Origin of the sequence: Xanthomonas cassavae CFBP 4642 (genome assembly GCF_000454545.1) — a bacterium.
GTDB lineage: Bacteria > Pseudomonadota > Gammaproteobacteria > Xanthomonadales > Xanthomonadaceae > Xanthomonas > Xanthomonas cassavae.
Genome location: NZ_CM002139.1, coordinates 1,116,597 through 1,128,785, shown reverse-complemented (window position 1 = coordinate 1,128,785; position 12,189 = coordinate 1,116,597). Strand labels below are relative to the sequence as shown.

Annotated in this window: 14 protein-coding genes and 1 other RNA gene; 12 read left to right on the top strand and 3 right to left on the bottom strand. The window is 65.9% G+C overall.

The genetic code is table 11. The features are described from left to right. Positions 1-21: 21 nt before the first annotated feature. The 3 genes from XCSCFBP4642_RS0104965 to XCSCFBP4642_RS0104955 all read left to right on the top strand — a co-directional run bounded on the left by XCSCFBP4642_RS0104965 (position 22) and on the right by XCSCFBP4642_RS0104955 (position 2,602). Positions 22-714, top strand: a complete 693-nt coding sequence (locus tag XCSCFBP4642_RS0104965; RefSeq protein WP_029218820.1) for a YggS family pyridoxal phosphate-dependent enzyme — start codon at positions 22-24, stop codon at positions 712-714. A gap of 52 nt (positions 715-766) precedes the next feature. Beyond that, positions 767-1,618 carry a pyrroline-5-carboxylate reductase gene (gene proC / locus XCSCFBP4642_RS0104960; RefSeq protein WP_029218819.1) on the top strand — a complete coding sequence of 284 codons (852 nt, stop codon included), beginning with the start codon at positions 767-769 and terminating at the stop codon, positions 1,616-1,618. A 564-nt stretch (positions 1,619-2,182) separates the two neighbouring features. Next, a complete protein-coding gene (locus tag XCSCFBP4642_RS0104955; RefSeq protein WP_029218818.1) occupies positions 2,183-2,602 on the top strand; it encodes an HU family DNA-binding protein in 420 nt (139 codons plus the stop codon). A 67-nt stretch (positions 2,603-2,669) separates the two neighbouring features. On the opposite strand, the gene XCSCFBP4642_RS26495 is transcribed toward XCSCFBP4642_RS0104955, so the two are convergent. Then, positions 2,670-2,745, bottom strand: a non-coding RNA gene (locus XCSCFBP4642_RS26495) — sX9 sRNA. Between the two features lie 144 nt (positions 2,746-2,889). Here XCSCFBP4642_RS26495 and XCSCFBP4642_RS24135 point away from each other — a divergent pair. The 4 genes from XCSCFBP4642_RS24135 to XCSCFBP4642_RS0104935 all read left to right on the top strand — a co-directional run bounded on the left by XCSCFBP4642_RS24135 (position 2,890) and on the right by XCSCFBP4642_RS0104935 (position 5,117). Beyond that, complete coding sequence (locus tag XCSCFBP4642_RS24135; protein ID WP_033898005.1) at positions 2,890-3,474, top strand: M23 family metallopeptidase; 585 nt, start codon at positions 2,890-2,892, stop codon at positions 3,472-3,474. A gap of 90 nt (positions 3,475-3,564) precedes the next feature. Beyond that, complete coding sequence (locus tag XCSCFBP4642_RS0104945; RefSeq protein WP_425479546.1) at positions 3,565-3,867, top strand: DUF3861 family protein; 303 nt, start codon at positions 3,565-3,567, stop codon at positions 3,865-3,867. A gap of 256 nt (positions 3,868-4,123) precedes the next feature. Then, positions 4,124-4,465: a hypothetical protein gene (locus XCSCFBP4642_RS29615; protein WP_084624711.1), complete on the top strand. Its 342-nt coding sequence runs from the start codon at positions 4,124-4,126 to the stop codon at positions 4,463-4,465. Positions 4,466-4,520: 55 nt separating this feature from the next. Beyond that, positions 4,521-5,117 carry a DUF1439 domain-containing protein gene (locus XCSCFBP4642_RS0104935; protein WP_029218815.1) on the top strand — a complete coding sequence of 199 codons (597 nt, stop codon included), beginning with the start codon at positions 4,521-4,523 and terminating at the stop codon, positions 5,115-5,117. A 139-nt stretch (positions 5,118-5,256) separates the two neighbouring features. Here the strand turns inward: XCSCFBP4642_RS0104935 and XCSCFBP4642_RS0104930 are convergent, their stop codons facing one another. After that, a complete protein-coding gene (locus XCSCFBP4642_RS0104930; protein WP_029218814.1) occupies positions 5,257-5,799 on the bottom strand; it encodes a type 1 glutamine amidotransferase domain-containing protein in 543 nt (180 codons plus the stop codon). A 103-nt stretch (positions 5,800-5,902) separates the two neighbouring features. Continuing rightward, positions 5,903-6,370, bottom strand: coding sequence for an SET domain-containing protein (locus XCSCFBP4642_RS0104925; protein ID WP_029218813.1), 468 nt, complete (start codon positions 6,368-6,370; stop codon positions 5,903-5,905). Positions 6,371-6,543: 173 nt separating this feature from the next. On the opposite strand from XCSCFBP4642_RS0104925, the gene XCSCFBP4642_RS0104920 reads away from it, so the two are divergent. From XCSCFBP4642_RS0104920 to XCSCFBP4642_RS0104900, 5 genes are all read left to right on the top strand, one after another. After that, positions 6,544-7,002 carry an SUF system Fe-S cluster assembly regulator gene (locus XCSCFBP4642_RS0104920; RefSeq protein ID WP_029218812.1) on the top strand — a complete coding sequence of 153 codons (459 nt, stop codon included), beginning with the start codon at positions 6,544-6,546 and terminating at the stop codon, positions 7,000-7,002. A 15-nt stretch (positions 7,003-7,017) separates the two neighbouring features. Next, positions 7,018-8,475 carry a Fe-S cluster assembly protein SufB gene (gene sufB / locus XCSCFBP4642_RS0104915; protein WP_029218811.1) on the top strand — a complete coding sequence of 486 codons (1,458 nt, stop codon included), beginning with the start codon at positions 7,018-7,020 and terminating at the stop codon, positions 8,473-8,475. Between the two features lie 112 nt (positions 8,476-8,587). Next, entirely contained in the window at positions 8,588-9,352 is a 765-nt protein-coding gene (sufC, locus tag XCSCFBP4642_RS0104910; protein WP_029218810.1) for a Fe-S cluster assembly ATPase SufC, read from the top strand. After that, positions 9,352-10,614 carry a Fe-S cluster assembly protein SufD gene (gene sufD / locus XCSCFBP4642_RS0104905; protein ID WP_029218809.1) on the top strand — a complete coding sequence of 421 codons (1,263 nt, stop codon included), beginning with the start codon at positions 9,352-9,354 and terminating at the stop codon, positions 10,612-10,614. The genes sufC and sufD overlap by 1 nt, the downstream gene beginning before the upstream one ends. Next, complete coding sequence (locus tag XCSCFBP4642_RS0104900) at positions 10,611-11,855, top strand: cysteine desulfurase (RefSeq protein ID WP_029218808.1); 1,245 nt, start codon at positions 10,611-10,613, stop codon at positions 11,853-11,855. Before sufD ends, XCSCFBP4642_RS0104900 begins: the two co-directional genes overlap by 4 nt. Positions 11,856-12,189: the final 334 nt, after the last annotated feature.

Sequence of the window (12,189 nt, the reverse complement as noted above, 5' to 3'; positions counted from 1 at the left end):
CCGCCTTTGCTGGATGTCCCCGTGCCGGTTTCGTCGCTGCAGCAGATTCTCGATGCCATCCAGGCCGCGGCAGCCCAGCATGCCCGCGGCGACGTCCGCCTGCTGGCGGTCTCCAAGACCAAGCCTGCCGAGGCCATCGCCGCGCTGGCCGCGCAGGGACAGCGCGCATTCGGCGAAAACTACGTGCAGGAAGCCGGGACCAAGGTCGCCACGCTCCGCGCACTGAAACTGGAATGGCACCTGATCGGCCACCTGCAATCCAACAAGGCCGAGCTGGCCAGCCGGTGCTTCGACTGGGTGCAGACAGTGGACCGCCCCAAACTGATTCCACTGCTCGCGCGCCATCGCCCGGACGACCGCGCACCATTGAATGTGCTGATCCAGGTCAACATCGACGATGAGCACAGCAAACACGGCTGCACGCCGGAGGCGATCGACGCGCTGGCCGACGCCATCGCACTGCAGCCCACATTGCGCCTGCGTGGATTGATGGCCATCCCCGCGCCGCTTCCGGAAGCGGCGCGGCGCGCAGAAGCGTTTACCCGCATGCAGACGCTCTTCGAACAGCTGCAGCAGCGCTTCGCGCAGGTGGACACCTTGTCGATGGGCATGAGCTCGGATTTCGCCGAAGCGATCGCGGCCGGCGCCACCATGGTGCGGGTGGGCACGGCGCTATTCGGCGCGCGCGCGCCCGCACCCGACGCACCTGCCTGATCCGCGTTGCGCGCACGCGCGCACAACCCATTCTTGCTTACTGGAGCTTCCAATGACCCTGCCTTCCGCGTCTGCGTCGTCCGTCAACGCCGGCTCCATCGCCTTCATCGGCGGCGGCAACATGGCGCGCAGCCTGATCGCCGGACTGATACGGCAGGGTGTGCCGGCTGCCCGCATCCGTGTCGCCGAGCCAGTTGCCGACCTGCGCGCGGCGCTGTCGCGCGATTTTGGCGTGGAGACGCTGGACAACGCATACGAGGCCGCCGATGGCGCGCAGACGTGGGTGCTGGCGGTCAAGCCGCAGGTGATGCCGTCGGTTTGCGCACAGCTGGCCGATCTCGCCCAAGCCCGGCAGCCGCTGCTGGTCTCGATTGCGGCTGGTATCACCGCAACGCAGTTGCAGCGCTGGTGCGGCGGCGAGGTGGCCGTGGTCCGCGCAATGCCCAATACCCCTGCCCTGCTCGGTGCCGGCGTCACCGGCCTGTACGCCACTGCACGCGTCTCCCAGACCCAGCGCGCGCAGGCGACCCAGTTGCTGCAGAGTGCCGGCGTCACCGTGTGGATCGACGAGGAGACACAGATGGACGCGGTGACGGCCGTTTCCGGCAGCGGGCCGGCCTACGTGTTCCTGTTGGCCGAAGCGATGGACGCGGCGGCACAGGCGCAGGGACTGCCGGCCGACACCGCCCGCACGCTGGTTCTGCAGACTCTGCTGGGTGCATCGCGCATGCTCACCGAATCGGGCGAGGCACCCGAGGTGCTGCGCCGTCGGGTGACCTCGCCCAACGGCACCACGCAGGCGGCTATCGAGACATTTCAAGCCGGTGGTTTCGAAGCGCTGACCGCACAGGCCATTGCCGCCGCCACCGAACGCGGCCGCAGCCTGTCAGCTGCCAACGATTAGGCGAGCTGTGCTGGCTGTACGACCTGCGGTTGCAAGGCGTGCGATCGATGCAAACGCGCAGCAACGCGCTGCCCCCAGAGCAAGCATCGGTCGGCCGCGCTCCTGGGAAGCAGAGCCTGGGCGCGATGCGGGCTCGCAGGCAATGGCGCGATGCCGCCACCGAACTGCAGTGCCCCCCCTACAGACCTCGCATGCGGACAATGCAATCGATGCCAATCAATGCCGCGTCGGCAACGTCCTGGCGCGGCATTGCCATCGCCCATTAAGGCGCGTGCACCGACATCGTGTCCTACGCCTGCGAGCATCCGCGCTCACGCGTGCATGCTCGCGCAACCCGCCTGCTGCTTTGCGTCAGATGCGACGCAGACCTGCGCACCGCGCGTGTTGGGCACGCTGTTTTGCACGCGTTCTGCGCCGCTGGTGAACGAATCCCGGTCGAAAGACGCTTTTTTTCGGCTGTTTCATCGTTTACCTATTGGCGACGCGCAGCAGTTGCCCTACATTTCGCGTTGCCGACCGGGTCGGCAGACCCAACACCACCAACGAATACGGAACGCATAACTCATGGCAAAAACCGCCGCTAAGAAGGCTGCCCCCAAGAAGGCAGTGAAAAAGGTCGCCGCCACCAAGACCGCAAAGCCGGCCAAGGCCGCTACGTCGGCCGCGCCGAAGCCGATCAAGGAAGCCCTGAGCAAGACCGGCCTGGTCGCGCACATCGCCGAATCCACCCAGCTGGCTCCGAAGGACGTCCGCGCCGTGCTGACGTCGCTGGAAGCCGCTGCGCATTCCTCGTTGAATAAGAAAGGCGTCGGCAGCTTCACCCTGCCCGGCATGCTGAAGATCACCTCGGTCAACGTGCCGGCCAAGCCGAAGCGCAAGGGCATCAACCCCTTCACCAAGGAAGAGCAGATCTTCGCTGCCAAGGCCGCAACCCGCAAGGTCAAGGTTCGCCCCCTGAAGAAGCTGAAGGACGCCGCGCTCTGATCGAGCGCGCATCCGGTGTCATCGAGACGGCCTTCGGGCCGTCTTTTTTTTGCGCAGTTCCAAGAGCGGCTACCAACCCGTAGCGAGCGGTCGTCAGGTGGGTGCGGACGGCATGGAGGAACCGGAGTGTACGCGTGGCACATGCCGCACCGAGCACCGGCCGCGCCTGCCTGGCGGTGAGCGCAGTAGTGTTGTGAGCTGCTCTAAACGTCATGGCAGCGCCGCACCACATGCCACTCATCACCGCTCGCCTACCCTGACCGGCGTCCCCACAAACACCATCGTCCGTGGCCCCTGCCCCTCCGACATCAAGCCCCGCACGCCGGCTTCGCCGCCGTCTGCTCTGGATCGCGGCGCTGTGCGTCCTGACGGTCGGTGCGCGCTGGGCCTGGCAGCTGCCGGTGGCCGACCGACTCCGCACCACCTGGGAACTATCGCAGATGCCGGCACCGCAGGCGCTGCGGATTCCGGTGCACAACGTGCGTGCCCGGCAGATCGCCGACACCTTCGGCGCGCCACGGGGACGCGACCGCACCCACGCCGGGGTCGACATCTTCGCGCCGCGCGGCACACCGGTGGTGGCGGCGACGCGTGGCGTGGTCAGCGCGATCCGCGATCGCGGCCTGGGCGGCAAGCAGGTCTGGGTGCTCGGTCCGGCGATGGAACGGCATTATTACGCGCACCTGGACGACTGGGCGGCTGGCCTGGCGGTAGGCGATGTGGTCGAGCCCGGCACGCCGCTGGGAATGGTCGGCACCACCGGCAATGCGCGCGGCACGCCGCCGCATCTGCACTATGGTGTGTATGGGCGCAACGGTGCGTATGATCCGCTGCCGCTGCTACGTACCACTGCGCCTTCGCCGGCCGACTGAGCACGCTGGAACACTGCGTCATGGCCGGCCCTATCGAGCGCGTCGCGGGCTGCGCCTATGGTGGTCATCTCCCGAAGCGGCGCGACCACCATGTCCCGAAAACGCTATCGCATCACGGTCACGCCCATCGAAAACGACGGCCGCCCCTGCGACGACCGCTGTACCATCGAGTTCGAACAGCGCTCGCGCGCCGACTGGATGCGCCTGCTCGAGGAATTGCACCTGCGCCGCGACCTCAGCAGCGATGAGTGCGCTGCACTGACGGTGGGCTCGCAACTGCTGGAAGATCTGGCCGCGCGCCCGCGCGCGCAGCCCAGCGACGCGCTGGACGCGTTGCGGCCCAGGCTCCAGTTGCTGCTGGAGCGCCTGCAACGCGTGCACCCCGGGCCATAAGCGCACAGCTGGCTGCATGGCACCGTTACACTGCGCGCTTCGGGGACGGAGAGGCGCCATGCGCTGGATCGCTATTGCCATATCGCTAGCCGCACTTGCCGGCTGCAGTTGTCAGCGCAGCGCAGATCACCAGGTCGATGCGGCAACACCCGCGTCCACGGCGGCCACGCCACCACCATCGACCGATGCGGCCGATCGCAGTGTACCGGCGCCACCTGCGGCCGACGCGCTCGTCGCTGCGCAGGCGCGCACCGACCTGGCCGAAGCAAGCGCCACTGTGCAACGCTACCTGGGCGCGCTGCCCGGTGCTGCCCGTTCCGATGCCGATGCACTGTGGACAGGCGGGCGTCCGCCACCGGTGCCGGACGACGCCGCACTGCGTGCGATGACCGACATCCAGTCGATGCGGATCGACAACGACCCACCGGTGCTGCTGGACCCGGACAACCCGCAGCGACGGATCGAAGTGCCGGTGCGCATCGTCGTGCGCAGCGCGTCCGGTACGCAGCAGCTGGTTGGCGCTTATCGCCTGCAACCGCGCGCGGGGAGCAACACCCTGGAAATCTACTCGGCCACGTTGCACCCGGTACTGCGCTAACCCGTGGTTCACCGACGCGGGCTAAGGTTGTCTCACCTGTTGCCGGAGTCACTCGATGAAACTGCGTTCGCTTGCCGGATCCGCGCTCGCCCTTGCCTTGGCGCTGCCTGTCAGCGGCGCGTGGGCGGCGCCGCGGATCCAGGGACATCAGATCAGCATGCAGGCCAGCGATCTGCAGCAGTATCTGGGTGGCCGCTTCCCGCAAACGCATGACGCGCTCGGCGGACTGATCGAAATGACCGTCAGCAACCCGGCGCTGTCGCTGCCGCCGGGCGACCGGATGAAGATGGCCTTCGACCTGGCGGTTGCCACCGCAGGCGCCGCGCCGGCGCCGGTGGGCAATGTCACCTTGACCAGTGCGCTGCGTTACGACGCTGCCAAGCAAGGTTTGTATCTGGACCAACCCAGCATCGACGATTTCCGCCCGGCCAACGCCGGTGCGAAGCTCGACCACAGCACCCGTCAACTGCTCAATACCTGGCTGGCCGACTATGCGCGCAAGGAACCGATCTACCGGATCGACCCGGCGATCGCCGCCGCTATGGGCGCGGTGCAGGTGGAATCGGTGGGAATCCAGAACGGGCGCGTGGCCGTCAACTTCAACCAGAACATCGAGCAACTGGTGCCGGCGGCAGCGCTATCGGGAAAATAGGCCGCTCGCATCATGCGTGCACAGGCAAGACCGGCAGGTGCGACGCAATCGGCGCCTACACGAAGACCCGACGCGATAGCGCCGGGCCTTCCCTCATCTGATGCATGCCTACGCCGTCAGCGCCTCTGCGACTTCGGCTTTACGCAGTCAGTGCCTGGGCAACCGCAGCACTGAAGGGAGGAATGTCATCAGGCTTGCGGCTGGTGATCAACTGACCGTCCACTACCACTTCTGCGTCCTTCCAGCGCGCCCCGGCATTGCTCAGATCGGTCCTGACCGAGGGCCACGACGTGACATTGCGGTCGCGAACCAGGTCGCTTTCAAGCAACAGCCATGGCCCATGGCAGATCGCGGCAACCGGCTTGTTCGCTGTGGCAAATGCCTGAATCAAGCTGATCGCCTGCGCGTCGGTGCGCAGGGTATCGGGATTGAGCACACCGCCGGGCAGCACCAGCGCGTCGTAGTCTTGCGCCATCGTCTTGTCCAGCGAACGGTCCACCGCCACCGTCTGGCCCCAATCGGTGTGATTCCAGGCGCGGATCTTGTCCGCATCGCCCGGCGCGATCACCTCGACCTTGGCGCCCCAGGATTCCAGCAGGCGCTTGGGTTCCAGCAGTTCGGACTGTTCGAAGCCATCGGTGGCCAGCACCGCGATGGTCTTGCCAGAGAGCGAATACGACATGGGGGCTCCTTACTGAAAGAAGCCCGCACCGTAGGCAGCGTGGCGTTGCGCACCCGTGAACCGATGTATGCGTCGCGTCAGCGCGCGACACGCTTGCGGATGCTCAGCGCTTGGGCTGCAGCATCGTGCCGGTGCAGTTCTTGGAGCCGCAACGGCATTCCCAGATCTTCTTCAGCCGAGGCGTATGCCGTTCGCTCAGGGTAATGCCGTAGTTGTAGGTCAGCTCTTCACCGGGTTTGATGGCGCGCTTGGCCTCGATGAAGATCTTGTCCTTGCTGCGGTCGTCGCCCTTGGCCTCTTCGATCACCGCTTCGCAATTGGGATTGCAGCTGTGGTTGATCCAACGCGCGACATTGCCGTCGTAGTTGGCATCCAGAACATAATCGTCGCTGAGCGTAAACAAAAAGGTGTGCCCACTCTCCACATCGCCGGTGTCATCGGCATCCACTTCGGCATGCGTACGCAGGCGGCCCTTGTACTGGATGATCCGCTCGCCCTTGCGGAGCGGGGCGAGGGCGAACATGCCGTTGCCGTGGATACGTGACTTGCGGGCGGCAACTTTGCGCGACATGTAAGGATCCGGTGATGGGGCCGCTCATTGTGACTGCAGCGCGCCCGGGCGCCAAGCACAAGCGCGCCAACGCCGGCAATGGATGCGCTTGCCGGCGGCTGAACCGGGCGATTGGCCCTGCCGCGCCCAAAAGCGTACAATTTCGGTCCGCTTTCGGATTTCCCCGCCCGCTCATGTTGCGCGTCACCAAACTCACCGATTACGCCACTGTCGTGCTGACCGTGCTGGCTGCGCGCAGCGAGCAGGTGCTCAGTGCCAGCGAGCTGGCCGAGCAAGCCGGCTTGGAAGCGCCGACCGTGAGCAAGATCCTCAAACCGCTGTCGCAGGCCGGCCTGGTCGAAGGCCTGCGTGGCGTGCATGGCGGCTACCGGCTCGCGCGCGCGGCCAGCGAGATCACCCTGGTGGAAATCGTCGAGGCAATGGAAGGCCCGCTGGCGATCACCGAATGCAGCCAGGACCACAGCCAGTGCGGCATCGCGCAGACCTGCGGGGTGCGTTCCAACTGGCGCCTGATCAACGACGTGGTGGGCGATGCCCTGCGCCGCGTGACGCTGGCGCAGATGCTGCAGCCCCTCTCCCTCCCTGGCGACAGCCGCCGGCGTTCCATCGCCGCGCGCGTCGCGACCACCTGACCTGTAGGCAGCCCGATGGCCACCGAACTTGCTCCTCCGCAGAACGCCGAAATTATCGAACGATTGGGCCGGCGTTACGACGCCGGCTTCGTCACCGAGATCGAATCCGATTCGCTCCCGCCCGGCCTGGACGAAGACGTCATCCGTGCGCTGTCGGCCAAGAAAGACGAGCCGCAGTGGATGACCGACTGGCGTCTGGAGGCCTACCGCCATTGGCTGAAAATGCCGATGCCGGAGTGGGCGAAACTGCAGATCGCGCCGATCGATTTCCAGGCGCTGAGCTATTACTCCGCGCCCAAGGGTCCGAAGTACGCCTCGCTGGACGAAGTGCCCAAGGAACTGCTCGACACCTACGACAAGCTCGGGGTGCCCCTGCACGAGCGTGCCAAGCTGGCCGGCGTGGCGGTGGATGCGGTGTTCGATTCGGTGTCGGTCGGCACCACGTTCCGCAAGGAACTGGCCGAAAAGGGCGTGATCTTCTGCTCGATGTCCGAGGCCATCAAGGAGCACCCGGAGATCGTCAGGCAGTACCTGGGCAGCGTGGTGCCGGTCGGCGACAACTACTTCGCCGCGCTCAACTCGGCGGTGTTCTCCGACGGCAGTTTTGTGTTCATTCCCAAGGGCGTGCGTTGCCCGATGGAATTGAGCACCTATTTCCGCATCAATGCCGGCCATACCGGCCAGTTCGAGCGCACCTTGATCGTGTGCGAGGACAAGGCGTACGTCTCGTATCTGGAAGGCTGCACCGCACCGATGCGCGATGAGAACCAGCTGCATGCCGCGGTGGTGGAGCTGGTGACGCTGGAAGATGCCGAAATCAAGTATTCGACCGTGCAGAACTGGTACCCCGGCGACGAAGAAGGCCGCGGCGGCATCTACAACTTCGTCACCAAGCGTGCCGAATGCCGTGGCGCGCGCAGCAAGGTGACCTGGACCCAGGTCGAAACCGGCTCGGCGATCACCTGGAAGTACCCGTCGTGCGTGCTGATCGGCGACGATTCGGTGGGCGAATTCCATTCGGTGGCACTGACCCATCATCGTCAGCAGGCCGATACCGGCACCAAGATGATCCATATCGGCAAGCGCACCAAGAGCAAGATCGTCAGCAAGGGCATCAGTGCCGGGCGTGGCCAGAACACCTATCGCGGCCTGGTCAATGTAGATCGCAGTGCGGACGGCGCGCGCAATTACACTCAGTGCGATTCGCTGTTGATCGGCAAGCAGTGCGGTGCGCATACCTTTCCCTATATCGAGGTGAAGAACCCGGGCGCCACCGTCGAGCACGAAGCCACCACCTCCAAGATCAGCGACGACCAGCTGTTCTACTGCCGCACGCGTGGCATCAGCCAGGAAGATGCGGTGTCGCTGATCGTCGACGGCTTCTGCAAGCAGGTCTTCCGCGAACTGCCGATGGAGTTCGCCGTGGAAGCCAAGAAGCTGCTGGAAGTCTCGCTGGAAGGCAGCGTCGGCTGACGCCAACGGAATCGGGAGTGGGGAATGGAGAATCGGTATCGGTTCTCTTTCCTGCTCCTTGCCGCGCCAACGTCTCGCATTACCCATTCCCTATTCTCGATTCCCTATTCCCATGCTTACGATCAACAACCTCCACGCCGGCATCGCCGGCAAAGACATCCTCAAGGGCCTGTCGCTGGATATCCAGCCCGGCCAGGTGCACGCCATCATGGGGCCCAACGGCGCCGGCAAGTCCACGCTGGGCAATGTGCTGGCCGGGCGCGATGGCTATGAGGTCGGCGAAGGCAGCGTGCGGTTCGACGGCAAGGATCTGCTCGACCTGCCACCGGAAGAACGCGCCGCCGCCGGTTTGTTCCTGGCCTTCCAGTACCCGGTGGAAATCCCCGGCGTCAACAACACCTATTTCCTGCGCGCCGCGCTCAATGCGCAGCGCAAGGCACGCGGCGAAGGCGAGCTGGATTCGATGCAGTTCCTCAAGCTGGTGCGGCAAAAGCTGGCCGTGCTGCATCTGAAGGACGAGCTGTTGCACCGCGGCGTCAACGAAGGCTTCTCGGGTGGCGAGAAGAAGCGCAACGAGATCTTCCAGCTGGCGGTGCTCGAGCCCAAGCTCGCCATCCTGGACGAGACCGATTCCGGCCTGGACATCGATGCGCTCAAGAGCGTGGCCGACGGCGTCAATGCCTTGCGTTCGCCGGAGCGCTCGTTCCTGGTCATCACCCACTACCAGCGCCTGCTCGATTACATCAAGCCGGACGTGGTGCATGTGCTGGCCGAAGGCCGCATCGTGCAGAGCGGCGGCCCGGAGCTGGCGCTGGAGCTGGAAAAGCACGGTTACCACTTCCTGAAGGACCGCGTGGTGCCCGGGGTTGCCGCCTGATGAGCGCGCTGCTTGATTCCCTGGCGCGCAGTTTCTGCGGCGATGACAGCCGCCGCGCCGAACTCGATGCCGCCCTGCACAGCGGCCTGCCCGGCCCGCGTACCGAAGCATGGAAGTACACCTCGCTGCGACAGCTGGAACGGCGCAGCTTCCAGCCTGCGCCGCTGGTGCCGACGCTGATCGATGCCGCCGCGCTGGACGAGATTCCGTCGCCGCGCCTGGTATTCGTCAACGGGCGGCCGTCGCAGGCACTGAGCGATCTGTCGACCTTGCCCGATGGCGTGCAGCTGGGCACCTTGTCCGCGTCCCTGGCCGAAAGCGGCCAGGCGCAACAACTGCTCGGCCGGCGCTTCGACGGCAGCGACGAGATCTTTGCCCGCCTCAATGCCGCACTGGCCGACGAAGGCGTGCTGGTACAGGTGCAGGACGCTGCGCAGGTCGCGCTGCCGTTGCAGCTGGTGTTCGTCAGCGTGGCCGGCGAACACGACCTGGCCTGGCATCACCGGCATCTGATCGAATTGCGTGCCGGCGCGTCGTTGAACGTGGTCGAACATCACCTGCATGTTGGTGATGCGGCGCACCTGGCCAACAGCTTGATGCACGTGCACCTGGCGCAAAATGCGGTGTTGTCGCATGCACGCGTGCAGGCCGACAGCGCGCAGGCGACCTCATTGCTGCGCACCGATGCCGTGCTCGCGCGCGATGCACGCTACCACCGCGTGGATCTGGAACTGGGCGCCGGCCTGTCGCGGCACGAACTCAACGTGCGCCTGGAAGGCAGCAACGCCCGGCTCACCGCCAATGGCGTGCTGCTGGGCAATGGCCGCCGCCATGTCGACACGCGCCTGGGCATCGAACACATCGCCCGCGATACCGCCTGTGAGCTGGTATGGCGCGGCGTGGGTGCCGATCGCAGCCGCGTGGTCTTCCATGGCGGCATCCGCATCCGCCCCGGGGCCGACGGTACCGATGCGCGGCTGTCCAACAAGAACCTGCTGCTCTCGTCCAACGCCGAAATCGACACCCAGCCGGTGCTGGTGATCGACGCCGAAGAAGTCCAGGCCGCACATGGCGCCACCGTCGGCCAGCTCGACGACAACGCCTTGTTCTATCTGCGTTCGCGCGGCCTGCCGCAGGCGCAGGCGCAGCGGTTGCTGAGCGCGGCGTTCTGCCACGAGCCGTTACGGCTACTGCCGGACGCGCTGACCGCGGTGCTGGCGCTGCAGCTGGACCGCGCCCTGAATTCGGCGGGCGTGGCATGAACGTGCCGGCCGTTCCGCAGCACGCGGCGCCCGATTGGGATCGCGTGCGTTCCGATTTCCCGCTGCTGATGCGGCAGGTGCACGGCAAGCCGCTGATCTATTTCGACAATGCCAACACCGGGCAAAAGCCGCTCCAGGTGATTGCGGCCACCGACGAGTTCTATCGCCGGCAGAACGCCAATGTCAGCCGCGCAGTGCATGCGCTGGGAACCGAGGCAACCGATGCGTTCGAAGGCGCGCGCGGCAAGCTGGCGCGCTTTCTCAACGTGCGCGCCGACGAGCTGGTGCTGTGCAGCGGCACCACGTTCGCGATCAACCTGGTGGCTTACTCGTGGGCGCTGCCGCGGCTGGCTCCGGGTGATGTGATCCTGATCTCGCGCATGGAGCACCACGCCAACATCGTGCCGTGGCAGCTGATGGCCCAGCGCACCGGTGCCAGCATCCGCGTGGCCGAGATCACGCCCGACGGCGCGCTGGATCTGGACGCACTGCGCAAGGCGATGACGCCCGAGGTCAAGCTGCTCGCGGTCACGCATGTGTCCAATGTATTGGGCACGGTGAACCCGGTGCGCGAGATCTGCCGCGACGCGCGCAAGCGCGGCATCGTCACCGTGGTGGACGGCTCGCAGGCGGCGCCGCACCGGCGTATCGACGTGGCCGCGATCGGCTGCGATTTCTACGCCATCACCGGCCACAAGATGTGCGGCCCCACCGGTACCGGTGCGCTATGGGCGCGCCGCGAGCACCTGCAGGCGATGCCGCCGTTTCTGGGCGGCGGCGAGATGATCAAGGAAGTCAGCTTCGAGGGCACCGTGTTCAACGATGCCCCGCACAAGTTCGAAGCCGGCACGCCCAATATCGCCGGCTTCGTCGGCCTGGGTGCGGCTGTGGACTATCTGGATACCCTCGGTCTTGCGCATGTGGAAGCGCGCGAGGCGGAACTGCTGGCGCACTTCACCGAAGAGCTGCAGCGCATCGACGGCCTGCGCATCTTCGGCACCACGCCCGACAAGGCAGCGGTGGTGTCGTTCCTGGTCAAAGGCGCCCATGCGCACGACCTGGCCACCCTGCTCGACCTGGAAGGCGTGGCCATCCGCTCCGGCCAGCATTGTGCGCACCCGCTGCTGCAGTACTACAACGTGGCCGCCACCTGCCGCGCGTCGCTGGCGTTCTACAACACCCACGACGAGATCGAGCGATTTGTTGCTGCGCTGAAGAAGGTGCGGACGCTGCTGGGGTAAGTAGCAGACCCTTCAGTTCGCTGCGCCGCTGCAGTTCCTTCTCCCGCCGGGACATTGTCCTCCTTCATGGGGGAGAAGGCGCCCCGCAGGGGCGGATGAGGGTGCGCCTCAAGCGTCTGTCAGTGCAAGCAATGATAAACGCGTCGCCACGCGCCTCCAGAAGTGACGCTAGGACTGTTTTGCCGCGTACCCCACCCCAATCCCCGCTCCGCGCCCCGGCCCGCGCTTGCGGCGCGGGCGCTCCAAGGCACACGCGCCAGTGGCGCGTAAGCCGTGCCCTCTCGCCCCGACGGGAGAGGGGCTTGCTCAGCGGATCCTGCGCACACCGAGCTAA

Bases quoted from the DNA above. Each gene is read 5' to 3' on its own strand.
- XCSCFBP4642_RS0104925 (WP_029218813.1), bottom strand. From the start codon at position 6,370: ATGTCGCGCAAAGTTGCCGCCCGCAAGTCACGTATCCACGGCAACGGC.
- sufC (WP_029218810.1), top strand. From the start codon at position 8,588: ATGCTTACGATCAACAACCTCCACGCCGGCATCGCCGGCAAAGACATC.
- XCSCFBP4642_RS0104935 (WP_029218815.1), top strand. From the start codon at position 4,521: ATGAAACTGCGTTCGCTTGCCGGATCCGCGCTCGCCCTTGCCTTGGCG.
- proC (WP_029218819.1), top strand. From the start codon at position 767: ATGACCCTGCCTTCCGCGTCTGCGTCGTCCGTCAACGCCGGCTCCATC.
- XCSCFBP4642_RS0104900 (WP_029218808.1), top strand. From the start codon at position 10,611: ATGAACGTGCCGGCCGTTCCGCAGCACGCGGCGCCCGATTGGGATCGC.
- XCSCFBP4642_RS0104920 (WP_029218812.1), top strand. From the start codon at position 6,544: ATGTTGCGCGTCACCAAACTCACCGATTACGCCACTGTCGTGCTGACC.
- sufB (WP_029218811.1), top strand. From the start codon at position 7,018: ATGGCCACCGAACTTGCTCCTCCGCAGAACGCCGAAATTATCGAACGA.
- XCSCFBP4642_RS0104930 (WP_029218814.1), bottom strand. From the start codon at position 5,799: ATGTCGTATTCGCTCTCTGGCAAGACCATCGCGGTGCTGGCCACCGAT.
- sufD (WP_029218809.1), top strand. From the start codon at position 9,352: ATGAGCGCGCTGCTTGATTCCCTGGCGCGCAGTTTCTGCGGCGATGAC.
- XCSCFBP4642_RS0104955 (WP_029218818.1), top strand. From the start codon at position 2,183: ATGGCAAAAACCGCCGCTAAGAAGGCTGCCCCCAAGAAGGCAGTGAAA.
- XCSCFBP4642_RS0104945 (WP_425479546.1), top strand. From the start codon at position 3,565: ATGTCCCGAAAACGCTATCGCATCACGGTCACGCCCATCGAAAACGAC.